At 57.9% G+C, this 24868-nt stretch carries 22 protein-coding genes and 1 tRNA gene; 7 read left to right on the forward strand and 16 right to left on the reverse strand.

Annotated features, from left to right (window positions below; all coding sequences use genetic code 11):
- Positions 1 to 23: 23 nt before the first annotated feature.
- The 3 genes from QWU00_RS10360 to QWU00_RS10370 are packed head-to-tail and all read left to right on the forward strand — an operon-like array spanning position 24 to position 2769.
- Positions 24 to 935 carry a biotin/lipoyl-binding protein gene (locus QWU00_RS10360; protein ID WP_006560263.1) on the forward strand — a complete coding sequence of 304 codons (912 nt, stop codon included), beginning with the start codon at positions 24 to 26 and terminating at the stop codon, positions 933 to 935.
- Positions 936 to 954: 19 nt separating this feature from the next.
- Positions 955 to 2469, forward strand: coding sequence for an efflux transporter outer membrane subunit (locus tag QWU00_RS10365; RefSeq protein ID WP_006560262.1), 1515 nt, complete (start codon positions 955 to 957; stop codon positions 2467 to 2469).
- A gap of 15 nt (positions 2470 to 2484) precedes the next feature.
- Positions 2485 to 2769: a hypothetical protein gene (locus tag QWU00_RS10370; RefSeq protein ID WP_035382473.1), complete on the forward strand. Its 285-nt coding sequence runs from the start codon at positions 2485 to 2487 to the stop codon at positions 2767 to 2769.
- Between the two features lie 188 nt (positions 2770 to 2957).
- Here the strand turns inward: QWU00_RS10370 and QWU00_RS10375 are convergent, their stop codons facing one another.
- The 12 genes from QWU00_RS10375 to hpnA form a co-directional block, all read right to left on the reverse strand.
- Entirely contained in the window at positions 2958 to 3413 is a 456-nt protein-coding gene (locus tag QWU00_RS10375; RefSeq protein WP_086898027.1) for a RidA family protein, read from the reverse strand.
- 64 nt (positions 3414 to 3477) lie between these two features.
- Complete coding sequence (locus QWU00_RS10380) at positions 3478 to 3897, reverse strand: c-type cytochrome (RefSeq protein WP_035382471.1); 420 nt, start codon at positions 3895 to 3897, stop codon at positions 3478 to 3480.
- Entirely contained in the window at positions 3897 to 5495 is a 1599-nt protein-coding gene (locus tag QWU00_RS10385; protein ID WP_006558213.1) for a flavin monoamine oxidase family protein, read from the reverse strand. The genes QWU00_RS10380 and QWU00_RS10385 overlap by 1 nt, the downstream gene beginning before the upstream one ends.
- A 210-nt stretch (positions 5496 to 5705) precedes the next feature.
- Positions 5706 to 8078, reverse strand: a complete 2373-nt coding sequence (locus QWU00_RS10390; protein WP_035382470.1) for a phosphoketolase family protein — start codon at positions 8076 to 8078, stop codon at positions 5706 to 5708.
- A gap of 47 nt (positions 8079 to 8125) precedes the next feature.
- On the reverse strand, positions 8126 to 9355 hold the full coding sequence (locus QWU00_RS10395) for an acetate/propionate family kinase (RefSeq protein ID WP_035382469.1): 1230 nt from the start codon (positions 9353 to 9355) through the stop codon (positions 8126 to 8128).
- Between the two features lie 471 nt (positions 9356 to 9826).
- Positions 9827 to 10531 carry a phosphorylase family protein gene (locus tag QWU00_RS10400; protein ID WP_035382468.1) on the reverse strand — a complete coding sequence of 235 codons (705 nt, stop codon included), beginning with the start codon at positions 10529 to 10531 and terminating at the stop codon, positions 9827 to 9829.
- Between the two features lie 6 nt (positions 10532 to 10537).
- A complete protein-coding gene (gene shc, locus QWU00_RS10405; protein WP_035382467.1) occupies positions 10538 to 12508 on the reverse strand; it encodes a squalene--hopene cyclase in 1971 nt (656 codons plus the stop codon).
- A gap of 57 nt (positions 12509 to 12565) precedes the next feature.
- Entirely contained in the window at positions 12566 to 13864 is a 1299-nt protein-coding gene (hpnE, locus tag QWU00_RS10410) for a hydroxysqualene dehydroxylase HpnE (protein ID WP_035382466.1), read from the reverse strand.
- A 25-nt stretch (positions 13865 to 13889) separates the two neighbouring features.
- The gene (gene hpnD, locus QWU00_RS10415; protein ID WP_035382465.1) at positions 13890 to 14780 is read right to left on the reverse strand and encodes a presqualene diphosphate synthase HpnD; all 891 of its coding nucleotides are present in this window, start codon (positions 14778 to 14780) and stop codon (positions 13890 to 13892) included.
- A gap of 72 nt (positions 14781 to 14852) precedes the next feature.
- Positions 14853 to 15713 (reverse strand): squalene synthase HpnC, encoded by an 861-nt coding sequence (gene hpnC / locus QWU00_RS10420; protein WP_035382510.1) that lies wholly within the window; start codon positions 15711 to 15713, stop codon positions 14853 to 14855.
- Positions 15714 to 15891: 178 nt separating this feature from the next.
- The gene (locus tag QWU00_RS10425) at positions 15892 to 17130 is read right to left on the reverse strand and encodes a glycosyltransferase (protein ID WP_035382464.1); all 1239 of its coding nucleotides are present in this window, start codon (positions 17128 to 17130) and stop codon (positions 15892 to 15894) included.
- A gap of 12 nt (positions 17131 to 17142) precedes the next feature.
- The gene (hpnA, locus tag QWU00_RS10430; protein WP_006558203.1) at positions 17143 to 18138 is read right to left on the reverse strand and encodes a hopanoid-associated sugar epimerase; all 996 of its coding nucleotides are present in this window, start codon (positions 18136 to 18138) and stop codon (positions 17143 to 17145) included.
- A gap of 208 nt (positions 18139 to 18346) precedes the next feature.
- On the opposite strand from hpnA, the gene QWU00_RS10435 reads away from it, so the two are divergent.
- Together QWU00_RS10435 and QWU00_RS10440 are read left to right on the forward strand one after the other, a co-directional pair.
- The gene (locus QWU00_RS10435) at positions 18347 to 19405 is read left to right on the forward strand and encodes a lysylphosphatidylglycerol synthase domain-containing protein (protein ID WP_006558202.1); all 1059 of its coding nucleotides are present in this window, start codon (positions 18347 to 18349) and stop codon (positions 19403 to 19405) included.
- A 26-nt stretch (positions 19406 to 19431) separates the two neighbouring features.
- Positions 19432 to 20358, forward strand: a complete 927-nt coding sequence (locus tag QWU00_RS10440; protein ID WP_052051584.1) for a prephenate dehydrogenase/arogenate dehydrogenase family protein — start codon at positions 19432 to 19434, stop codon at positions 20356 to 20358.
- 178 nt (positions 20359 to 20536) lie between these two features.
- Here QWU00_RS10440 and QWU00_RS10445 read toward each other — a convergent pair whose 3' ends face one another.
- The 3 genes from QWU00_RS10445 to QWU00_RS10455 form a co-directional block, all read right to left on the reverse strand.
- Positions 20537 to 21337 (reverse strand): tetratricopeptide repeat protein, encoded by an 801-nt coding sequence (locus QWU00_RS10445; protein ID WP_035382463.1) that lies wholly within the window; start codon positions 21335 to 21337, stop codon positions 20537 to 20539.
- A gap of 3 nt (positions 21338 to 21340) precedes the next feature.
- Positions 21341 to 21466, reverse strand: coding sequence for a type B 50S ribosomal protein L36 (gene ykgO, locus QWU00_RS10450; protein WP_003625637.1), 126 nt, complete (start codon positions 21464 to 21466; stop codon positions 21341 to 21343).
- A gap of 136 nt (positions 21467 to 21602) precedes the next feature.
- Entirely contained in the window at positions 21603 to 22589 is a 987-nt protein-coding gene (locus QWU00_RS10455) for a hydrogen peroxide-inducible genes activator (RefSeq protein ID WP_006558199.1), read from the reverse strand.
- 209 nt (positions 22590 to 22798) lie between these two features.
- Between QWU00_RS10455 and QWU00_RS10460 the strand changes: the two genes are divergently transcribed.
- Positions 22799 to 23341 (forward strand): peroxiredoxin, encoded by a 543-nt coding sequence (locus QWU00_RS10460; protein ID WP_006558198.1) that lies wholly within the window; start codon positions 22799 to 22801, stop codon positions 23339 to 23341.
- A gap of 273 nt (positions 23342 to 23614) precedes the next feature.
- Positions 23615 to 24142 (forward strand): carboxymuconolactone decarboxylase family protein, encoded by a 528-nt coding sequence (locus QWU00_RS10465; protein WP_035382462.1) that lies wholly within the window; start codon positions 23615 to 23617, stop codon positions 24140 to 24142.
- Positions 24143 to 24589: 447 nt separating this feature from the next.
- Here QWU00_RS10465 and QWU00_RS10470 read toward each other — a convergent pair.
- Positions 24590 to 24666: transfer RNA gene (locus tag QWU00_RS10470), tRNA-Asp, on the reverse strand.
- Between the last annotated feature and the right edge of the window lie 202 nt (positions 24667 to 24868).

The following is a 24868-nucleotide window of genomic DNA, read 5'->3' on the forward strand; positions in this document are numbered from 1 at the left end:
ATAAAGGCTTTTGAGTCCCCGCAATGCCCCTTCTGCGCACCCTGATACGAGTTATTCTGACCCTGGCGGTCGTCTCACTGGCCATTGTTCTGGGGATAACCCTCTGGAACGTTTACATGATTGCGCCCTGGACCCGTGATGGCCGCGTGCGTGTGTATGTGGTTGACGTTGCCCCTGAAGTTGCGGGAACGGTGGTTCAGATTCCGGTGGTGGACAACCAGTTTGTTCATAAGGGCGATCCCTTGTTCGTGCTGGACCCGGTGCGGTTCCGTCTGGCGATTCGGGAAGCACAGGCCCGGCTGGATGGCGCGTTGGAAGACCTGAAGCTCAAGCGTAATGATGCACGCCGCCGTATGGGGCTGGGTGGCATTGTGTCAGCGGAAGAGCAGGAAGTCTTCAACTCCAATGTGGCAACCCAGATTGCCTCTGTGGATGCCGCCCGTGCGGCGCTGGATCTGGCAAAGCTGAACCTCCAGCGTTCCGTGCTGTATTCACCCGTTAATGGCTATGTGACCAACCTGAACGTACGAGTGGGGGATTACGCATCTGCCGGGCAGGCCCGGATGGCCGTGATCGATTCTGATTCCTACTGGGTTTACGGGTATTTTGAGGAAACAAAGATGTGGGGCGTGCATGTGGGGGATGAAGCCCGCGTGAAGCTGATGGGGTATAAACCTATCCTGACAGGCCATGTTGTCAGTATCGCCCGTGGTATCAATGACACCAACGGCACCCCCGACAAGCTGGGCCTTCAGGACGTGAACCCCATCTTTACATGGGTGCGTCTGGCCCAGCGTATTCCGGTTCGTATCCATCTGGACCATGTGCCGGACAGCGTTACGCTGGCAGCGGGCATGACGGCGACTGTCAGTGTTGGACCAGAGCCACGTGGGCGTCGGGGTAAGCTGACGACCTGGCTGCAAGATCATCTCTGAGCGCGACGGGAAACGGAAAATGAAGGTTCGTCGTCGCCTCGGCCTGTTCATGGCGTCTTCCATGCTGCTTTCGGCCTGCACAGTTGGGCCGAACTATCAGCCTGATCGCATGAAAGTGCCTGCGCAGTTCAAGGAAGCGGCGGAGGAACACCCCGCAACTCCGGAAGAAATTGCACACACCACTCAGGAAATGACCGAGTGGTGGGCTTCCTTCAATGATCCCATGCTGACCAGTCTGGTGAAGCAGGCGATTGAAGGGAACTTTGATCTCCAGATCGCTGGTCAGCGTATTCTGGCGGAACGGGCTATTCGTGATCGGTCAGCTTCCCAATGGTATCCGCAGATGGACGCCAATATGGGCGGGGGGGATGTTCGGTATTCTCTGAACATTGATAACTGGCCCATTCGTCCGGGTAATCCGCAAAACCGGCCAGAAGCGTCCATGCTGACATATGGTGCCATGGCTACATGGGAAATGGACGTATTCGGCCGTATCCGCCGCGATGTGGAAGCGCACGAGCGCGCGGTGGAAGCGTCCATTGAAGGCCGCCGCGCCCTGTTGATGACGCTGCTTTCCGAACTGGCGTCTGATTACATGCTGCTGCGGGTAACGCAGTTGCAGATTCATATCGCCACGGACAATATCCGGGTGGCCAAGGATGCGGTGGACCTGACCAACAAGCTGTATCTGGAAGGTGTGGGCAACACCTTGCAGATTGCACAGGCGCAGGCGGAACTGGATTCCCAGATTGCGGCCCGTGAACCGTTGAAAACCCGTGTCTCCCAGATCACGCATGCCATTGCTGTGCTGCTGGGGAAAATGCCGGGCGAGTTGGAAGATCAGCTCAAGGTGGTGCGGCCGCTGCCGACGGTTCCCGCGTTCCCCGCGACTATGCCGTCCATTGTGATGGCGAACCGCCCGGATATCCGGATGGCGGAACGTAAATATGCATTGGCAACGGCGCAGATTGGTGTGGCGGTGGCCAACCTGTATCCGCACTTTGTTATTCCGTTGACGTTCAACCCCAACGCGTCAGCCATGTACCAGCTCTTCCAGGTGAACGCCATGAGCTGGCAGTTCCTGATGATGGCCAGCCTGCCCTTGATGCATGGCGGCAAGATGACGGCGGAAGTCCGGGCAGCACAGGCATCGGCCGAGGCCGCGCGGTTGGAGTATAGGCAGACGGTGTTGACCGGCTTCAAGGAAGTTGAAGATGCCATGGCCGCTTGGCATGATGACATTGAATATGCCGAGCAACTGCATAAGGCTGCGGAAGACAGTGCGACTGCCAGCGAGCGGGCACGCAAGCTGTACGGTGCTGGTCTGGTTGGCTTTCTGGAAGTGCTGACCACGGAACGCACAACCCTGAATGCCCAGAACCAAGAAGCACTGGCCAAGCTGGAACGTTTGCGTGATGCCGTGAACCTTTACACGGCTTTGGGCGCTGGGTGGAAAGGCGTGCCGCTTACCAACACCACACTTCCTGTTTCTCTTGAAACGCAGAATGTGTTAGCGCGGGCCTTCAAACAGTAATTGCAGGGGGCCCCCATGCGCAGCCAGTCCTCATCTTATGTGCGTCGGCTTCTGCTGATTTCCTTCTGTTTTCTGGGAGGATTTGCGCTTCTGTGTATCAGCGGCTGGGTCATGGTGGTCAGGAGCAGCCCGCAGGATACGACACTGGTTACAGTGTTTCGCTGGGTGCCTGTCATTTTGGGGGCGTTGACCGTTCTGTTCGGGTTCTATCTGCTTAATCTGCCCGTGCCAGAAGATCCGGAAGATTTTTTTCTGGGTGACGATGCAGATGGAACGGTTGAACGGATGGATGGAAAGTAACCGGCTGTTTGAGACGCTTTCCCGGCCAGTTTGGCAGGATTTTTGACTCAGATTGCCTTGGCTGCTTTCGTTGCTTCGGTATTACGAGAGCAAGAGAATAAAAAACCATCCCCCGCTTTTTATGAGCGGGGGATTTTTTCTTGAAAGACCCCGAACCTGAAAGTCTGAGGTCTTTTTAAGCGACCGCCTTATTTTTTGGGCGCGCGTACAGCCGTTACTTCAATTTCGATCAGCCAGCCGGGGTTGGCGAGTTGCGCCACGGCAAAAGCAGAGCGAACCGGCAGATTGGGCTGTTTCGCTGTGCCGAAATACTGGGTGTAGGCTTTCATCATGCCTGCAAAATCAAGCTGTTTTGTGCGAGGGTCGGCCACCATGTAGATATGCATCTGCACAACGTCCCCCATGGTCAGGTTCAGCTTTTTTAGCTCGGCTTCAATGCGCTGAAGAGAGGCAAGCGTCTGGGTCTGCGTGTCACCATAGGCTTCAAGGCTTTTGGGCGGAGCAGTTTTATCCTGCACCGGGGCCCCCATGCCGCTCAGATAGATGGTGCTCGCTCCTGCCGGAACCTCAATGGAGGTCGAGATCGGAAAATCGCCTTCGGCATGACGCACAATGCCCGTTTCAGCCTTGGCCACCAGCGGCATGGCCGTTGTGGCGGCAACCAGCGCCAGCGTACCAGCGGAAAGAAGAGTTTTGGAAAGGCGCACGTTATTCATCCTCTACAGTCAGGTGAGGCCGCATGGCGGCGACGTCTTCAGGCTTGAGCGTGTCAGTATAGTGGTTGCCAAAGTGCGTGCGAACGTAATTCACAACATTGGCCACCTGCTGGTCATTCAGCGCCACACCAAACCATGGCATGCCACCAAATCCGTTCAGCACCACATAGGCCGGGTATTCGGCACTTTGTAGCTTGGGGTTTCCTGCCAGCGCGGGAAAGCGGGCTCCAGCGCCTTCCGCGCCTTTGCCGTCCGGCATATGGCACCCTTGGCAGACATGTTTGTAAACCGCAGCACCATCGGGCAGCGTCTGCACCTTGCCTTCAACTGAACTGGCGCTGTCAGCATGGGCGACATCCGGCATAAGGGCGGGGGAGAGCAGAAGGGCGGAGAGAAGGAGAATGTGACGCATCAGGCGGCTCCCAGTGCGCGTTTGTGCAGACGGGTGACGGCATCCAGCGCGGAGAGGATGGCTCCTTCCTGCCAGCAGCCAATGTAGGAAGCGTGTTCACCAGCCAGAACAACCCGGTTATCGACACTGCACAGTGTTTTGTAGTGGGTTTTGCGGGCCTCTTCCGTCCACATGGAACAGCAGCCGAGAGTCCAGGGCACGCGGCTCCAGGCAAAGCTGACGCCGTTTGAAAACTCCTTGCGGTATTGTGGGTGAATGGCTGTACCTTGGGTCAGGGCCCGTTCAAGCCGTTCCTTGGGGGTCATGCCTGCAAAATCATACGCGGCGGGGCCAAACATATAGCCCCCCAGCAGAACCGCCGGCCCTTTGGAGAAAATACCGTGGCTGGGGTAGGATATCTGGCTGATCTGCTGGTCAGTAAAGCTGATGCCACCGTAAATCTGATCATCTTCCTCCCAGAAGCGGCGTTTGAATTCCATGCCCATCTTGACCGAGGACGCATAGGGCACGGCCAGAATGGCGGCTTTCATGGCGTCACTGACCTGCACATCCAACTGGGACAGAACGGAGAGCGGAATGGTGCAGACGCAGTAATCGGCCTGGGCCTGGCGCACCGCTCCACCGTTGGCCATATCATTATAGGTAACGGTCACGCCTTTCTGGTCCTGATGCAGGGCTGTGACCTTGCAGTTGAGCGTGATCAGATCCTTTACCTGCCGGGTGAAGCCCTTGCCAATCTGGTCCATGCCGCCAACAGGCTGGAACATGGTGGTCTGCATATCCAGCCGTTCATGAAAGGCCATCCAGTTCCATAGGCCGGACTTCATGACATCGTCCCGTGCGAACAGATCGGAGGGAATGGGCGCGCCATCAATGCCGCCGCCTTGCGGGCGGGCGAAGCCACGGCGAAGGGAACTGGTATTTCCTTTCTTGTAGGTGTAATCCTTCGCCAGCCCACCCCAAGATTTCATGGCCGTGCGCAGATGGTCGCGTTCGTCCTCGCTGACAAGATCGTCCAGCTTGTGCTGATCAATGGCTTTGGCAATCAGTTCGGCCGTGAAGCCGGTGAAATCCGATGCAAATTCCCGATAACGGACGGCCTTGCCGCCAAAGGCCCCTGTGGAGTGCAGCCAGGAATTATGATTGAGCTCGATAAACGGTTCGAGCTGGATGCCAAATTCCCGGCAGTAATGCAGGAGCCCCTGATGATGATAGGGGATACGCCACGGGCCGGGGTTGATGTAATTGCCCGGCGCAAACCCCACTTTTTGCGTGGCTCCGCCCAGTTCTGTTACGGTATCGCCACCGCGCAGGCTGATGTTGCGGCCACCACTGCGGCTCTGAAATTCAAGAATCTGAACATCGTAGCCGGCTTTTCGTAATTCATAGGCGGAGAGCATGCCCGAAAGGCCAGACCCCAGCACGAGAACCTTGGTTCCTTTTTTGGCTCCGCCAAGGGCTGGCGGCCCTTTGAAATCCGTTCCCTGAGCATGGCCAAGACTGGTCATGGCCTGATAAAGGGCGGCGCTTCCTGCCAAAGTGCCAATGCGCGTCAGCAACTGCCTGCGGGTGGGAGGAGAAGAATGAGCAGATGGCATCAATAAACCCCAAGATATCCTAAAAGCGTTGCATCAGGAACGATCACGGCGGAGGAAAGGCCGGGTGGAGCGTGAAGTGTCGGCTAAATGTTCCTCGTTAAGAACATTACGTTATCAATCTGACAGTGACAACAGCTCTGATGCAATGCAATGAAAGGCGGGGCAGCGGCAGGTTTCCCTGCCGCGGCAAGCGATGAAGGAAAACCGGGCTTATCGCGTCCAGCTCCAGTTCCGTATTTCCGGCATATCCTCTCCATATTCGCACACATAGCGTTGGTGCTCAGCCAGTTTGTCCAGCACGGCTTGGTGGGCGTAAGCCGCTTTGGAGGCCAGTCTGGGCACGTGCCGGATGACGTTGGACACCAGATGGAAGCGATCCAGATGGTTGCGCACTGTCATGTCAAACGGGGTGGTGGTTGTGCCTTCCTCACGGAACCCGTGCACATGGAAGTTGATGGCGTTCCGGCGCTTGTAAATAAGCTGATGCACCAGAGCAGGATAGCCGTGGAATGCGAAAATAACCGGCTTGTCGGTTGTGAACAGGGTATCAAACGTGGCGTCTGGCAGGCCGTGCGGGTGCTGGTCTGGCGTTTGCAGCGTCATGAGATCAACCACGTTGACCACACGGATTTTCAGGTCCGGAATATGTTTGTTGAGAATACTGACAGCCGCCAGTGCTTCCAGTGTCGGCACATCTCCCGCGCAACCGATAATCACGTCCGGTTCTGAGCCTTTATCGTTACTGGCCCATTCCCAGATGCCAATGCCCTGCTGGCAATGGGTGAGTGCGGCATTCATGTCCAGCCATTGAAGTTCCGGCTGTTTGCCCGCCACAATCACGTTGATACGGTTCCGGCTGCGCAGGCAATGGTCTGTTATACACAGCAACGTATTGGCATCCGGCGGCAGGTAGATCCGTACCGTTTCGGCTTTTTTGGTCACCATGTGGTTGAGAAAGCCGGGGTCCTGATGGCTGAACCCGTTATGGTCCTGCCGCCAGACGTGAGAGGTCAGCAGATAATTCAGCGAGGCAATAGGTTGCCGCCACTCGGTTTCAGAAGCTGTTTTCAACCATTTTGCATGCTGGTTAACCATGGAATCCACAATGTGGATGAACGCTTCATAACAGGACATGAAGCCATGACGGCCCGTCAGCAGATAGCCTTCCAGCCAGCCCTGACACGTATGTTCGCTTAGAATTTCCATCACGTGGCCATCAAGGGAGAGATGGTCATCATAGGAATAGGTTTCCGCGTTCCACGCGCGGTTGGTCACATCCAGAACGGCGTTCAGGCGGTTTGAGTTGTTTTCGTCCGGGGCCACGATGCGAAAGTTCCGTTTATCCGCATTGGCGGCCATGACATCTTTCAACCACGAGCCCAGAATGCGTGTGGATTCCGCTACGGTCTGGCCTGGGGCTGTGATCTGCACCGCATGGGTGCGGAAGTCGGGCAGACGCAGGGGCCGCAGATGGGTGCCGCCATTGGCATAGGGCGTGGCGCTCATGCGTTTGTCGCCCTTGGGCGCAAGGGCCGCAAGTTCCGGTTTTAATGCGCCTTCGGGTGTGAACAGATCATCCGGTTTGTAGGACCGCATCCATTCTTCAAGCACCGCCAGATGGCCGGGCTTGCTCATATTGTCCACCGGCACCTGATGGGAGCGCCAGTACCCTTCCGTGCGCAGGCCATCAACCGTTTTGGGGCCGGTCCAGCCTTTGGGGCTGCGCAGCACGATCATGGGCCATGCGGGGCGGGTGGTGTCTCCCTGTGTGCGGGCCTTTTCCTGAATGGCGCTGATGCTGGCAAACGCCTGATCCATGGCCGTGGCCATGGCCTGATGCATGGGGTCAGGTTCATGCCCTTCCACAAAAATGGGGTCATACCCGCAGCCTTTCAGGAAATCTCTTAGCTCGGGCTTGGGAATGCGGGCCAGAATGGTGGGGTTGGCAATCTTGTAGCCATTCAGGTGTAGAATGGGCAGCACAGCCCCGTCTGTCTTGGGGTCAAGAAACTTGTTGGAATGCCAGGATGTGGCCAGTGGACCCGTTTCTGCTTCTCCATCACCGATCACGCAGGCCACAACCAGATCAGGATGGTCAAAAGCCGCGCCATAGGCGTGGGAGAGGCTGTAGCCCAGTTCTCCCCCTTCATGGATGGAGCCAGGCGTGGTGGCTGCGGCATGGCTGGGGATGCCGCCCGGGAACGAAAACTGGCGGAAGAGGCGGGTCATGCCCTCTTCATCCTGCGTTACATCCGGAAAATATTCTGTGTAGGTGCCTTCCATCCATGTGGAGGCAATCAGCCCCGGAGCGCCGTGACCCGGCCCCGCGATGAACAGGATGTTGCGGTCCTGCGCGCGGATAATACGGTTAAGGTGGAGCCAGATGAAATTCAGGCCGGGCGTTGTGCCCCAATGCCCCAGCAGGCGTTTCTTGATGTCCTCCAGCTTCAGTGGCTCACGCAGTAAAGCATTTTTCAGCAGGTAGATCTGACCAACCGAGAGATAATTGGCAGCGTGCCACCACCTGTTGAACAGGGCCAGATCTGCGGCTGAAAGCGGTGCTGAGGGAGTTTGCGTGCTCATGGAGTGTCCTTTTTCAGGAAAGAGGCCGGAAGCAGGAGGCGCAAGGGTCAGGCCGGAGAGGCTTTGGCCAGCAGATCCAGCGTTGAGATGACATCCTTGCAGATCATCAGTTCTTCATTTGTTGGCTCCACGCGGATGATGACGGAACTATCGGGCGTGCTGATAATGGGGGCATGGCGCTGGTTGGCCTCCGCATCCAGACGCACACCAACCCAGTGCAGGGCAGTACACACCTCTGCACGAAGGGCGGCATCATTCTCGCCAATGCCTGCGGTGAAGATAAGCCCATCCAACCCTTGCAGGATGGCCGTAAGGGCACCGATTTCCTGCACCACGCGATAGGCGAACAGATTGAGGGCTTCCCGCGCATTGGCAGCTTGTGGGGTGGACGCCTTTGCCTGCTCGCGGAGGGAGCGCATATCTGCCGCAAGACCGGACACGCCCAGCAGGCCGGATTGATGGTAGAGGACATCAACAATGGTATGCCATCCCGCGCCTTCTTCCTGCATCATGTAGAGCAGGACCCCTGGGTCCAGCGCTCCGCAGCGCGTGCCCATCATCAGTCCGTCCAGCGCGGAGAACCCCATGGTGGTTTCAATGCTCTGGCCGTTTTTCAGGGCGCACAGGCTGGCCCCGCTGCCCAGATGCGCAACAATGGTCCGGCCCTGCGCAAGTTTGGGATCAATCTCGCGCAGGCGGGAGGAGATATAGGCGTAGGAAAGGCCATGAAAACCGTAGCGCCGTACGCCTGCCTGATCGTATCGGCGGGGAAGGGGCAGTAATTTGGCCAGCGGGGGCATGGTGTGGTGGAAACCTGTATCAAAACAGGCAATCTGCGGAAGATCAGGGCGTTCGCGCGCAATCACTTTGATCGGGGCGAGTGTAACGGTCTGATGCAGGGGGGCGAAGGGCGTCAGCTTTTCCAGTTGCGCCAGAATATCCGGTGTAATGCGAACCGGAGCGATGAAATCAGGGCCGCCATGAACCACACGGTGGCCCACAGCCACCACTTTTCCACCATCAAGATGGCTTTCTATCCATTTGAAAAGCGGACCAAGCGAAAACGGGGCTGTTTTATCCGTATGGTCTGGCTGGCTCCAGGTACAATCCGCCAGAACGGTGCCTGTGTTGTCCACAGCATGAAAGCGCGGGGAGTCGGGCGTTGTCTCAACTGCGCCATGTGCCAGCACGGCTGGAGCAGCGTGTGCCTGCAAACGGAATAACGTGAATTTCAGGCTGGATGATCCGCAATTGAAGGCCAGTATGACGTCTGACAACCCAGGGGCTCCCGTTGCTTGATAGTGGAGAAGGCGTTTGCGAGCATAACGTTAAACGGGTGATGCCCGTATTGATACGCCTCATGCCGAGCACTTTTTCAGGAATTTGTAACAGACAAAAGCCGGTCGTCGTTCCCCGAGGCGCAGGGATAGCAAGCAAATCCGTCTTGTGCTGAAGAGTGTGAAAATGCTGGCTGCCGCAATAAGGGAAGGCTGCCTTGCCTGAATAGAATGATTTTTTGGCTGATATCGTGGGGTAAGGCGCGTCTTGCCAGCGCCCAGAAATGTCCGGCTTTTCCGAGGGAATAATGCAGACGGGGCGTTAATGCTGAAAAAGGGACCGTTGGGCCGTGTTCGCTCACGACGGAGCGAAAAGGGGCAGCAATAGGGTGAAATGGAAAACGGCTCAGACTGCGTGAGCTTTCCGGCTGAGCTTATTTTTTAAAGAGGCTGTTCAGGCAGCTAAACGGGTCAGGCAGCCAAACGCGCAAAGGCCGGTTGGGCGCGCTGGTGGTTCAGAAAAGTCTGCATGGCCGAGCGAGCCATTCCTGCGTCTCGGCCCAAGGCAATAAGCCCCGGAATCTGGCCGGGATGGCGCAGAAGGGACTTTGTAAGCGCTCCAACCTTCAGGCCACCATCGGGTGACAACACTGTGCCTGCAATGGAAGGAAGAGAACGGGTTGCGGGATCACATACCACCCGCAGTACGGCGAATGGTAGCCCAGCCTCATCAGCAGCACGGGCCAGAAAACCACTTTCCATATCCAGCGCAGCACAATGAGAAGACGCGAACAGACGCGCCTTTTCATCCGCGCTCAACACAACGTCGTCACTGTGGAGCAACGATCCGCTTAGGACACCAGACTGCCCGGCCCCCAGAATGTGGCGCAAGGTAGCGTCTGCCGTGTAAGAGCTGCCCCATGCCGAGACTTTTTCTGGCACGATAATGCTGCCCGCAGGCAAATCCGGGTCGAGGCCAGCGGCAAGCCCGAAGGAGAGAAGGCAATCTGCACCACAGGCTGCAAGGCGAGCGGCTTCCCGCAGTGCGCCAGCACGGCAGGCCCCGCTGGCGGCGATGGCCGCATGCGGAAAAACCTGCCGGATAAAGCGGGCTTCGGCCTTAAGCCCGACCAGAATACCCGGCCGGGATGGGGATGGGTGGGCAGGCTGTGCCATGAAACCTCAGAACCCGAATGCGACGCGGCGGCTGTTGCTGCTTTCCAGATTACGGTAGCGGGCCAGCGCCATCAGCGGGAAGAACTGCTTGTAACCGTGGTAGCGCAGGTAGAACACCTTCGGGAAGCCAACGGCATTGTAGGGATCTTCATGCCATTCGCCGTTTTCATCCTGCTGTTCGGCCAGCCATGCCATGCCCTTTGCTACGGCGGGATCATCCCGGCGGCCAGCGGCCATCAGGCCCAGCGTAGCCCATGCGGTCTGGGACGGCAGGCTCTCGCCATAGGTGCCGTGTGCGCCGCCTTCATAGGATTCGCAGCCTTCACCCCAGCCACCATCGGCACCTTGAACGGAGCGCAGCCATTCCACTGCTTTCACCACAGCCGGATCATCATGTGAGATACCTGCCGCGTTGAAGGCGCACAGAACAGACCATGTGCCATAAATATAGTTGGTGCCCCAACGGCCAAACCAGGAACCGTCTTCTTCCTGATCCTTGCGCAGATATTCTATGGCACGGTCAATAACTGCCTGATCTTCCACATGGCCAAGCTGGGCCAGGAAGGAGATGCAGCGTGCCGTAACGTCCGCTGTCGGCGGGTCAAGTAGCGCGCCATGGTCTGCAAACGGAATGTGGTTGAGCAGATCCTTGTTGTTATCGATATCAAAGGCGCCCCACCCCCCGTTGGTGCTCTGCATACCGATAATCCACTGGCGGGCGCGTTCCAGAGCCTCGGCATTGGCCGGGTCTCCTTCACGGTGCAGCAGCATGCCAACAACAGCGGTATCATCCACATCTGGATAATAATCATTGCCGTACTGGAAGGCCCAGCCGCCGGGGGCAAGGTCAGGCTTGTTGATGGCCCAGTCGCCCTTCACGTCCAGAATCTGCTTGTCGCGCAGCCATGCACTGGCTTTACGGAGTTCCGTGAGCGTTTCTTCCGGAGCCACGCCATTGGGGCCGGAGGCGGCTTCAAGCATGGCGTGGCCAGACAGGCCGGTATCCCAAATGGGGGAGACGCAGGGTTGGCAGTAGGCTTCATCATCCTTGATGACCAGCAGCTTCTGCACCGCTTTCCATGCCGTTACCGCGCGGGGATCTTCATCCGGCACACCAAGAGCCCGGTACATCATGACCACGTTGGCCATGGCCGGATAAATGGCACCCAGTCCATCTTCTCCGTTCAGGCGGGGTTCAATGAAGTCCACTGCCGCCTTGATGGCTTTGTCATGCGTTTTGGTCGGAATAAACGGCAGAACCGGGCGCAGAACCGTATCCAGCCCCTTGAAGACCCGGCCCCAGACGGAACGGTAAGGACCACGGATCCAGTCTTTCACCACTTCCGGGGGGGTTACAAACAGTTCGCGCACGTGAATCTGGCGTGGGTTGATGGCAATAGGTTTGAGGGCCGCAAGAACCAGCAGGGGCGCCACCACCGTGCGGGACCAGTAAGACATGTTCCATACGGAGAAGAATGCCTTGCGGGGCAGCAGCATCAGTTCCACCGGCATGACCGGCGTGGCGCGCCACGGGGCATCTCCAAACAGGGCCAACTGACACCGGGTGAACACGTTGGTGCGCTCTGCGCCACCGTGATCCAGAATGGCTTCCCGTGCCCGGCGCATGTGCGGGGCGTTGATGTCATCCCCAACGGCTTTAAGCGCGAAGTAGGCTTTTACCGAAGCGGAGAGATCAAACTTGCCGTTGTGATACAGTGGCCAGCCACCGTGATCCTTGCTCTGGATACGGCGTAGGTAGTTCCCTATTTTCTGTTCAAGCGCATCATCAATACGGTCCAGATAGTGCTCAAGCAGCACATATTCCGCTGGGATGGTGGCGTCAGCTTCAAGTTCGTAAACCCAGTGGCCATCAGCCTGCTGGCGCTTGCCCAATGCGGCATGAGCGTTTGTGACTGCGCGATCCAGTGTTTCTTTGGAAACGGGGGCGTCGGAAAAAGCGCTGCCGTCAGCGGCCATGTCGATTGTTCCTTTTAGCTTTCAGCGTTGAATTGGAAAAAACCCGACATGATGGGATCATGACGGAGAGCGAAGTCCAAGCGTATAAACAGCCCTTACACCTGAGCGCATTGCGCCTTCCAGTGTGGCGGGCAATCCGGTTGCCGTCCAGTCACCAGCCAGCGCCAGATTGACCAGTGCGGTTGCCGGACCGGGCCGCAGGCGGTTCTGTTCTGGGGTGGCGGCAAAGGTGGCCCGTTTCTCCCACACCACCCGTTGCTGGGGCGGGGTGTCTGGCAGGGCTTCCATCAGAACCGGGTCACACGCATGGCGGACATCCTGCCAGATGGTGCGGGCTAGTTCATCCGGGTCCTGTTCCGTAAAGCGGTTTGCGGCGCTGACCGTTACGGAGAGGATGTCATCCCGTAGGAAAACCCATTCCGCAATGCTGCCCACCAACCCCATGAATCCACTTTTGGCGAATGTGCCAAGCGGGCGCGGGGGGGCTGCCAGACGGAAATGCAGGTTTAGGATGCTTTCAAACGCATCAGGTGCGGTAAAGCCCTGCACCCGGCCATCCAGCAGGCCGGCGGCAACCGGGGCAGGCACGGCAAGAATAACAAAATCTTCGTCCGTCAGCGGAATACTGCCTTCTGGGCCGTGCAGGGCAGTAATACGGCCACACTCAATATCCAAGCCGCCAATGCGGCTTTGGGTCCGGATTTCCGCCTGCATCACACGCAGATGCGCCAGCGCGGGGTCCACCAGTGTCTCGGACAATCCATCCCGTGCATACCATGGCACACAGGCTTCCCCGCCCAGAGAGAGGGATTCCCGAATGACCGCGCCAAGGAGGGCAGCGCTGCCTGTCTCGCAGGGGGTGTTGAGTGCGGAAATAGCAAAGGGCTCAAGCAGACGGCGGGAAAAGGCACCCGGCAGCAGGCACTCGGCCACGGTCTGATCTTCCTTGGCGGACATCAGCTTTTGCAGGCTGCGCAGTTCCACCAATCGCATATCCGGCACCCGGCGATGCGGCTGGAACACCCACCACGGAACCCGCCCGCGGGAGAGATCAAGCGTCCAGCGTGCATCTTCGGCCAGATCGACAAACGGAAACAGGGGTTCCCGCGGGCCTGTTAACGTATCCAGACCGCCGGTCATGGCCAGATAGCGGAACACGGTCTTGTTGGCGGAAAGAAGCAGATGGTTCCCGTTATCAATCCGGCACCCGATCTGACGATCTTCATAGGAACGGGCACGACCGCCACAGGCGCGTCCGGCTTCGTGCAGCACAATATGCTTGCCAGCGCCAGCCGCTTCTACTGCTGCGGCCAGTCCGGCCATGCCGCCGCCAATAATGTGCAGGGTGCCTGCCATTCTGTGTGCTCTTTCCGCTCTCAGCTTACGGGAGGTAGGAGGCGGTCAGCCAGAAGGCCTTGCCCAGAGTGGAGGTGTGAGGCCGGTCAAGCAAGACAGCGCTGCTCCAGCCGCGCTTCCGCATGGCTACCAGCACAGCCTCATAGCTTGCCCCCATGATGCGCGCTGGCAGCATGGCCTTGGGGCGGCAGTGGCGCATGGTGGCAAAAGCGGCACGGAAATGATCCTCCGCACGGGCGGCCAGAATGTTGGCCACATCTTGCAAGCCGGGAGCCGAGAGCGCCTTAATGGGATCATGCGGCACATTGAAGCGTGTCAGCAAATCGCCAGGCAGATACAGCCGACCACGCGCGGCATCTTCTGCAATGTCACGCAGGATGTTGGTCAATTGTAAAGCGCGGCCGAGGTGATGTGCCACTTTGTCCGCTTCCTGCGTGCTGTCCCCAAAAATACGGACAGAAAGGCGACCAACGGCGGAGGCTACGCGATCACAATACAGATCAAGCGTTTTTTCATCCGGGGCAACAATGGTGTTTTCGGCATCCATGATCATGCCGTCAATCACCGCATCAAAATCTTCCTGCCGAAGGGAGAAGAAACGGATGGTGGCCATCAGAACGCGGTCTAGCGGGTCAATTGCTTTGCCATCATAGAGATCAGCAATGTGCTGATGCCATGCGTCCAGACGGGCCTTGCGCTCTTCCATGGGTTCATACCCATCGGCAATGTCATCCACCACGCGGCAGAAGGCATAGATGGCGTACATGCCGTAGCGGCGCATGGGGGGCAGAATGCGCATACCGGCGGCAAAGGATGTGCCAGCCTGTTTTACAGTGCTTTCTACCCACGCCAGATCAGCAGGATCACACCCAAGCGGGGTTGGCTTGTCATGCGTCTGGATGTCTTCGGCTGTCACGCGCTTTCCACCTGTTGGTTCATGGTTGTTCGAAACACGGTCTTTTTACAGAACTTCCGGCAGAGGGAAAGCTCAAGACCATCCCCGCAGGGCCGCAAGGGCTGCATGCATGGCATCAGTTCGTTTCAGGGCAACCCGCCCGGCCAGAGGATCTTCCCGGCGCAGGCGCAGGGTCAGCCGCTTGGCCAGTTCCACAATGGCGGCACATTCCATACGGAAACGGCGGTCTTTAATGTGGGAGGGCAGCGTGGAGGCCTGACGGTTGAGATCGTCCACACCATCCAGCAGGGTATTGAAGACGCGGCGCAGGCGTGGGCTGGTGCGTCCGGCCAGAATGTCCTCTTGCGATGCTCCAGCCAGTGCCAGCATGTCTGACGGCAAGTAGCAGCGTTTCAGCCGGATCAGGTCCCCCTGACAGTCCTGTAGATGGTTCAGAATCTGGAGAGAGGTGCACAGCGCATCAGATGCCGGAAAAGCATTGAGGCTTTCACGGTGCAACTGAATAAGGAAGCGCCCGACAGGATTGGCGGAATATTTACAGTAGCGCAGCAGGTCATCCCACGTTTTGTATTCCACCCCGCGAGCATCATCCCGGAAGGCGATGATCAGATCTGTGGCGGTTTCAAAGGGAACCCCGGTGCGGGTGAGAGAGGCCCGGAGCACGGCGGCACTCATGGAGTCCTGTCGTGTAATGGCTTCCCGCTTGCCCAGAAGAACGTCTTCCATGGCGTTCAGGCGGGCCAGCTTTTCTTCTGGTGTCAGGGTTTCACAGTCCGCAATGTCATCAATCACGCGGGCGTAGGCGTAATAGGCATGTACATGCGGGCGCAGCGCCTTGCTGATCAGCAGGGAGCCAACAGGAAAATTCTCGTCAGACGCACCCTTGCCGGAGGAAACGTCTGCCGTGCCCCATACAGATGATGTCTCGGTCATGCTCGGCTCTGCGCGGTTGGCTATCATGAAGCGGACCTTTACACCCTCTGTTCAGGCGTGCCTACTCCTTGCGCGTGCAGACAGATTTTCTGGCTGGGTCCTGGGTTGAAGCAGGGCCGGGTTTTCGCCTGCCCTGTGGTGCTGGGGTATTGCTCCGCCTGTTCTGCTTGGGGTGGGGTTACCGGCCGGGGCCGGCACCCCGCTGGGCGGAGCGAATCGGTTCTTCCTGCGGCGCAGGGGTAGGGCTAATGCGCCCATCATTGGGAATAGCTTCCCGATAGGCGCGATTTTTCCACACCACACCACGCCCACAGTAATGATTGACCGCGGAACCGATGGTGGCTGCTGTGTAGAAAAGCGCCACAAACGGCAGGGTCAGTGCCCACAAGGGGGAGAGACGGAAACGCCGCAGGGTTGGCACGAAGGAACCGATGGAGACCAACCATGTGGCCGCCCCGACCCAGCGGGCCAGACCGTGACCAAACAGCGCAATAACGCCAGGTGCCACCCACACCACGCACATGGCGAGAACCGTGAGCACCAGCAACACGGGCGAAAAACGAAGCTGAACATAAGCGGTGCGGGCAATCATGCGCCAGACATCAGCCACATATGGATAAGGGCGGATGGATTTGGCGAGGCATGAATGACCCAGATACAGCCGTCCTCCGGCCTGTTTGACGCACGTGGCCAATGTGCAGTCATCAATCAACGCACCTTTCAGTGCGGCAATTCCGCCGATTTCGGCCAAGGTGTCGCGCCGGATCAGAATGGTGCCCCCAGCAGCGCCAGCGGTGCGGCTTTCAGGGTCATTGACCTTGGCGAAGGGGTAGAGCAGCGCGAAAAAGAAGACAAAGGCCGGAACCAGAGCGCGCTCTGGCAGGCTTTCACACTGTAGCTCCACCATTTCAGAAACCATGTGCAAGGCATCTGTCTGGGCTTTGGCGACCAGAGTGGAAACATGGGCCGGTGCGTGGACGATATCCGCGTCTGTCAGCAGGATATAGCCGGTGTCCTGTTCCTGTTGTCGGCGGGCTTCCGCCACACCTTGCGCCACGGCCCAGAGCTTGCCGCTCCAGCCGGGAGATGGGTCGGCACCATCAAGAACTGTGAGGCGCCCCATGGGGTCTGGAAGGCTGCGGGCAAGGGCCCCCGTATCGTCCTCGCTGCGATCATTGACCAGAATGAGGGAGAGCTTGCCGGGATAATCCTGCTGCAACAGGGAACCCAGCGCAGCTTCAATGCCTTCGGCCTCGTCACGCGCTGGAATGACCACTGTGACACTGGGGGCAATATCCGCAGGGGTATGAGAAGGGTTGGCTGGGCGGAGAATGGGGCCGCCCTGCCAGAATTTACCGTGGAAAAAGATGAGCCCGAACCAGATGAGCGCGGAGAGAACAGCCAGGCCGAAAACCATCCCTCAGCCTCCTTATTTCAGCATTCCATTATTACGGAACCAGGTAATGGCGTCTTCCACCGCCTTGCGGGCAGGGCGAGGGGAATAGCCCAGTTCCTTGATGGCTTTTTCTGATGAAAAGAACATTTTCTTGCGGGACATGGCCAGCATCTCACGCGTAACGCGCGGAGAGAACCCAAAAGAACGGGAAAGCCATTCTGAAACAATGGCAACAGGCCAGATCACTTCCTGTGGCAGACGGATGCGCGGCGGTGGCACATGGGCAATTTCAGACACCATGGCGAACAGATCCCGCAGCAGGTAATTTTCTCCGCCCAGAATGTATTTCTCGCCAATGGTGCCGCGTTCGAGGGCCAGAGCATGGCCTTCTGCCACATCATCCACGTGCACAATGTTCACGCCCGTATCCACGTAGGCGGGCATGCGGCCCGCTGCGCAGTCCAGAATCATCTGGCCTGTCGGTGTCGGCCGGATATCGCGCGGGCCAACGGGTGTGGACGGGTTCACAATAACGGCGGGCAGGCCGTTTTCCTGCACCAGGCGCAGAACTTCCTGTTCCGCACGATATTTTGAACGCTTGTAGATGCCAATGACGCCATGCTCTTGCACAGGAGTCTCTTCATCCGATTCCGTACCGTCGCCAATCAGGCCCAGTGCCGCAACGGAGGAACAATAGACAATGCGTTCAACGCCAGCTTTCTGCGCTGCCAGCATCAGCAGGCGCGTGCCTTCTACATTGGCCGTCATCATGGGGGCGGGATCAGGCACCCACAGGCGGTAATCAGCAGCAACATGAAACACATAGCGGCAGCCTTCCACCGCGCGGGCGAAGGTTTCCGGGCGGGACAGATCACCATCCACCAGTTCGGCCGGAATATCGGCAATGTTGCGGCGATCGCTGCCTTCACGCACCATCAGTCTCAGGGTGTGGCCGCGTTCCAGCAACGTACGGGCTACGGCAGACCCGACAAAACCTGTCGCGCCGGTTACGAGCGTATGGGCGGTCATGAAAGTGCGCTCCCACAAGGGTATAAAAAGGACGGGTGTGAAACCCGAACGGCTGGATTGTCTCTTTATCCTGCCCTCCAAGGTGGCGCCAGACCCCGTGCTGGTGTAAGTGATCCTCCACTCACGAACAAAGCCCTCCTGGATGGACTGACTGCCGCCAGGCGCTGGGAGGCCCAGGGGGGCTTCTCGGGCAGATAGAGCTTAGGCCTTGAAAAAGCTTACGATTTTTCTCACTTTGCTGGGCCTTTTGGCCATTACGGCAGCCATGGCATGGAGCGGTTTTGGCTCTGTGGTTCATGCTGTTATGCGTATTGGTCTGGGCGGCTTTCTTCTGATGGTATGCTGTCAGTTGGCGGTGGACGGAGTGCTGGGCCTAGCCTGGCACGCTGCGTTTCCCGAGATTGGTTATCTGCGCCTGCTTGGTGCGCGGATGGTGCGTGATGCTGCGGCCACCTGCTTGCCGTTCTCCCAGCTTGGGGGGATTGTCATCGGGATTCGGGCCACCTGTTCCGGGCACGGCCTGCATGGGCGTGAGGCCAGACAGGTCGATCTGCCAGAAGCCGCGTGCGCCAATCTGGTGGATATCACCACGGAAGTGATGGGGCAGGTGGCCTTTGTGCTTCTGGGGGTGGCGTTTCTGGTGGCCCACCAGCGCAACAGCCCGTTTGTGATGCCTGTCATTATAGGGGCAGTGTTTTTGATTGTCGGCACGGCAGGCTTTATCTGGACCCAACGGCATGGTGGCAGCATTTTCCGCCGTTTTGGGGGGATGTTCACCCGCAGTCTGGCGTCTCAGTGGCATGACAGCGTGCTCAATGGCGCGGATGATCTGCAGGAACGGATGGAAGCAGTATGGGGCCGTCCTGGCCGTATCTGCGCTTCAGCCGCCTACCATTTGGTGGGGTGGCTGGGGAGTGCCGCCATGCTGTGGATGACAGCGGGTTTCCTTGGCGCGTCTCTCTCCTTCCCCAACGCGGTGGCTGTTGAGGGTGTGACGTGCGCCATCATGTCACTCGGCTTTCTGGTGCCGGGGAGTCTTGGTGTGCAGGAAGGAGCCTATATGGCCCTTGGTCATGCCTTTGGAATCGATTCTTCCGTCTCTCTCGGGCTTTCTCTCCTGCGGCGTGGGCGTGAACTGGCTATTGGTATTCCGGTATTGCTGCTGTGGCAGTTCATGGAAGTGCGTGGATTGCGGACGACAAGCGCCAAGCCCATGCCTAAAACAGAGGTTGGCTATGTTCCGGCTTCTTCCGTGGTGAAGGAGTGACGGGCGTGGCTGATGCGGGGCTTTCCATGCCTGACAACCAGAGTCGTCCCGTTGCGTCAGCGGTGCCTCTTCCTCCTGTGTTCGAGACGCTGGTGGTGGTCGGACCGGGGCTGATCGGATCTTCTGTCCTTCGGCGTGCGCGGGAGTTCGGAGGGCTGGCTCGGCGTGTCATTGCGGTTGATGTTTCGCCAGAGGTCAGGGCGCGGGTATCCGAGTTAGGCATAGCAGACGAAGTCATGGCCGATGCTGCCGAGGCTGCAGCCCAAGCTGATTGTGTCATGCTGTGCGTGCCTGTGGGGGCAATGGGGCCTGTTGCTGCGCAGGTGTTGCCCGCCATGCGTCCGGGTGCGATTCTGACAGAAGTGGGATCAACCAAGGTTTCGGTCATAGAAGCCATTACCCCTTATTTGCGGCCCGATGTCCCTTATGTGCCCGCGCACCCAATGGCGGGCACCGAGTTTTCCGGGCCGGATGCAGGTTTTGCTACGCTATTTGAAAAACGCTGGTGCTTGTTGACCCCGCTGGACAACACGCCTGTTGAAGCCGTGGGCGCCATTCGCATTTTGTGGGAGCGGTGTGGGGCGCGTCTGAGGGAAATGACCCCGGCGCATCATGACCGTGTTTGCGCCATTGTGAGTCACCTACCGCACCTGCTGGCCTTTACCATTTGTGGCACGGCTGATGATCTGGCAGATGAAACGCGTTCGGAAGTGCTGGATTTTGCCGCATCCGGCTTTCGGGATTTTACCCGTATCGCAGCCTCTGACCCCATCATGTGGCGCGATATCTTTCTGTTAAACCGGGACGCGCTTCTGGAAATGCTGGCGCGCTTCATGGAAGACGCACAAGCCATGGCACGCGCCATCCGATGGGGAGATGAAGCGTATATTGTGGACCGCATCGAACGGGGGCGGAAAATCCGCAAAAGCCTGATTGAAAACGAGCAGGCCTAAGACGTGCCGCCGTTAGACGCCGTGTGAAAAATCAGCCCGCACAGGAGTTGAAAGGCTGATTTGAAGGCGCGATGGGGTAGGCCATCGGGACGAGTATCCAACATCCTCGGTCCCAAACAGATTTGTGGGGCCGATCTGCCAGATGTTTCAAACCGCTCTCGTATAGAACGGGCGTATCTCAGGTGGGCTGGCCGAAGGCTTTGATGCGGAGCGCATCCAGGCGCTTGTGATTTTTGTCCGCCATGGGATTGAGATCCAGCATTTTCTGCCAAGCTTTCAGCGCAGCCTGACCATCATTGCGGTGCTCTTCAACTGTTGTCAGCAGGTTCCAGCTCTGGGCATCTTTCGGGTCCCGCTGGAGGGCCGCGCCCAGATCCTGCACGGCTCCAGCCAGATCTCCGGCGACCAGACGCATCTGGGCGCGTGAGCGCCAGAGAATGGCCTGCTCTGGCTGGAGAGCTATGGCGTCTCCCATATCGTCCACAGCGTTATCTGGTTTTTCCGCAGACACATCTTTCTGTGCACGACGCAGTAGAAGCTGGGTTGTGGGGGAAAGCCCGGCAGAACGAAGGGTTTCCAGCATGTCTTCCAGCGTATGGGCTTCTTCTGGCGTCTTGGCGTGGGCAAGCTGGTCTGCCAACAGGCCGATCCGGTCCTGACGGGTCAGTTTCTTGGCAGAAGGTGCAGAAGGCTTGTTATCGTGGCTGCTCTGCTGAGGTGCTGATGTAGCCGCGGGCGGAGGCGTGGGAGCCTTGGCTGGGGCGGAGGAAGGGGCTGGGCCAGCGGAAGCCGGTGGATGTGCCGTGGAAGTGGGGGCTGCCACTATCTGCCCGGCAGAGGCAAGCAGGCAGGAACCAGCCATGAGGAGTATCAGAAAACGGGAGCGCAAATGCAAAAACCCGTTTCTCCGGCGTGCGGAAAAACGGGTTGCGCGCATGTCATGCGTCAAACGCCAGCCGGAAGAGGCCGGAGATGGCATGGATCAGCCCTGACGAGCCTTCATGCGGGGGTTCTTCTTGTTGATGACGTAAACCCGGCCGCGACGCCGCACGACACGGCAATCTTTATCGCGCACCTTGGCTGACTTCAGGCTGTTTCTGATTTTCATGGCCCGTTTTACTCCGCCGATGCTTAAGGAACTGGAAACAAGTTGAGTGGGCACATACCGGCCCCGCCTGTACGAGTCAATGTTTCTCAAGAGTTCCGGACGGAATTTCTTCTTCTGGGTCTGGTTTCTTGCCGTTTTATTTGGATCTGGCCGTGTCTTTTTTCCCGATTGCGGAAAGGTCCGGCCTGGGTGTTTCCCGGTTGGCGGGCGCAAGGGTGGCAAAAGCTGAAGCCAGAGTATGGAAATCCGCCGCGCGCGGGGAGCGTGGGCGCCATGCCAGCCCGATGGTGCGCCACACCGGACCGCCGGAAAGCGGGCGGGCGACAACACGATGATTCTGAAGAAGGCCGTTCTCAATAGCCAATGCGGGCACGACCCCAATGCCCAGAGACAGTTCCACCATTTCAACCATGGTCTGGAGTGATGTGGCTGTGAATGTGGAGTCGCCTTCTCCGTCCGAACTGTCCCATCCTCGGCCCTGGCGGCAGACAGCGAGCGTCTGCTCCCGCAGGCAGTGGCCATCTTCCATCATGATCATGCGCTGGTTTTCCAGGCGCTCCACCGGCACATGCGTGAGGTGGCTCAGGTCGTGGCCTTCCGGCATGACAACATGAAACGGGTCCTGCCACAGGGGGAGCGTTTCCGTGCCATCACACAGGCAGGGCATGGCCAGCACCAGCATATCCAGCCGCCCGAGGGACAGTTTCTCCAATAGATGTTCGGTTGTGTCTTCTGTCAGGGAGAGTACAATCTGAGGGAAGCGCAGCCGGATGATTTTGACCAGCGGCGTCAGGAGAAAAGGGCCAATTGTCGGAATAATGCCTAGCCGTAGCGCGCCTGTCAGTGGTGTACGGGCGGCAGCGGCCAGTTGCGGCACGGCTTCCAGCGCTTCCAGCGCCTGCCGGCCCTTATTGGCAATGTCATGCCCCAGAGGTGTGAAGACCACTTTCTTTCCCACAGTGCGGTCCAGAAGCTGGGCGTCAAGCTGGCGTTCGAGCGCCATAATGCCTGCCGAAAGCGTGGATTGCGTCACGGCGCAGGCTGCCGCCGCCCTGCCAAAATGACGGAGTTCTGAAAGGGCAATCAGGTAGCGAAGTTGCTGGGCAGAAGGGAGGGGAAGCATGGCAGACCTCACACGTTTACGGCTGGCAGCAGATGCGCAGACATGATTCTCTTTTGAAGAACAGGAGGGGGATTGTTAATCGATCATTCCGATTGTTTTGATATAAAATATTCATTGGCATGAATGGACGCATCGCGCCATAGATACTTCCGCGGCAGCGGTGCGCATGTGCCGCTGTAACATATGCCCAACATATAAGGAGCAATCTGATGCTGACCGTTGGTGATAAATTTCCGAGCTTTGATCTGACCGCTGTTCCGGGTGGTCCCGAAGGGCTGAAGGGCGAATTCGTTCAGATTTCTGACAAGTCTGACGCTGGCAAATGGAAGGTTGTCTTCTTCTGGCCGAAAGACTTTACGTTCGTTTGCCCCACGGAAATCGTGGCATTTGGCAAGCTGTCCAAAGACTTCGCTGATCGTGATGCCGTTGTTTACGGTGTGTCCATCGATAGCGAGTTCGTGCACCTTAACTGGCGCCTGCACAACGAAGACCTGAAGGATCTCTCGATCCCGATGCTGGCTGACATCAAGCGTGAGCTGACAGAAGGCACGGGCGTGATGGCGAAGGATGCCGGTGTGGCCCTGCGCGCAACCTTTGTCGTGGACCCGCACGGCGTCATTCGCCACGTGTCCGTGAACGATCTGTCCGTGGGTCGTAACCCGCAGGAAATCGTGCGTATTCTGGATGGCCTGCAGAGCGACGAACTGTGCCCCTGCAACTGGAAGAAGGGTGACGACTTCATCAAAGTCTGATCCTTCTGCTTTATCAGCCAGATCATGCCAGTGATGGCTTTGGTCTGGCCAGGGCTTTCGCAGCGGTTTCGTGTCGCTGTGGAGGCTCTGTCTCAGGGTAGTCTGCTCCGGTTATGATGGGAGTAGAAGCCTGAGCCTTCCCGCCCATGCGGGTTATTCCTATGGTTTACGCCGGGCCTTCGCTGTTGACGGAGGGTTTGTGTCAGGTGTGCTGCACCGGCGTCCATATGTCTTGCTTTTTCTGTTTCCCTTTCATTTTCTGCGGATTGACCAATGTCCCTTGATGCCCTGAAGGATCGTATTCCCGATTACGCGAAGGATCTGAGGTTAAATCTCAGCTCTCTTGCCAATGATATTACGCTGACACCGCAGCAGCTTGCCGGTACGTTTGTTGCGTCTGCCATCGCGTCTCGCAATGATGAGGTGACCAAGGCCATTGTTGCAGAATTTGGCGGCAAGCTCTCTGCCGAAGCATTGACCGCCGCCAAGGCTGCCGCTGCCATTATGGGTATGAATAACATTTACTATCGCTTTGTGCATATGGCTGGTGGTGATTATGCCAAGATGCCTGCCCAACTGCGTATGAGCGTTATTGCGCGGCCCGGAGTGGAAAAAGCGGATTTTGAACTGTGGTCCTTGGCTGTGTCCGTCATCAACGGATGTGACCTGTGCGTGACCAGCCACGAGAAAATTGTGCGCGACGCATTGGGTGCAGAAGCTGTTCAGACCGCCGCCCGTATTGCTGCGACGGTGCATGCCGTTGCTGTGGCTGTAGAAGGCGCTGCTGCTCTGGGTGATTGACGCTCCGTCCGCTATCGGGCGGCGTCTTTTCAGCCTCAAAAACCTCGGCACATCCTGCCTGCTAACCGCGTGAGCGAAGGGCCTTCCTTTAGTAGGGCCTCAGAGCTTTCGTGTGTAGGGGTGGGGTGCCGAGGTTTTTTATTTGAGACAGAATAGCTCAAAAGGATAGGGAGGTTTGCTTGGATAAAAAGGGAAAGTGATTGTTTCGTCCCGAGCAAAGCTTCCCTCAGCAGGTATCAGGAAATAGGTTGTTAATGTTCTAGGGGTCTCTCTTGGAGTATCACTGTGAGAGAGTTCGGGCACATAAGGCGGTGGCAGAAATAGCCTCAGCTCTGGTGTCCATATTATCAATAAGCAAGGAAACAGCGAAGCTGGAAAATCCGGCTGCTATCAAAGCCACGTAGAAACGCGCCCTTGCTCATTTTGATAGAATTTTAAATGAGAAAGTGGCGCGAGTGACGGGGCTCGAACCCGCGACCTCCGGCGTGACAGGCCGGCGCTCTAACCAACTGAGCTACACCCGCAGTCCAGACGCTTACCAGTAGTGTGCGTCGGTATGAGGGGCTTTATAACGGGGATTTTTCGTTTGGCAACAGGGTTTGGGTAAAAAAATGCAAGATTATGTATTTTTCTCTTTAATCCAGAGACTTAAGAGGAAAACCAAGCCCGGGGACAGACGCGGAAAGGAGAGAGGAAACCGCGTTATTTTTGCGTGTAAGCGCCTCA

This window comes from Acetobacter tropicalis (assembly GCF_030644465.1).
GTDB lineage: Bacteria > Pseudomonadota > Alphaproteobacteria > Acetobacterales > Acetobacteraceae > Acetobacter > Acetobacter tropicalis.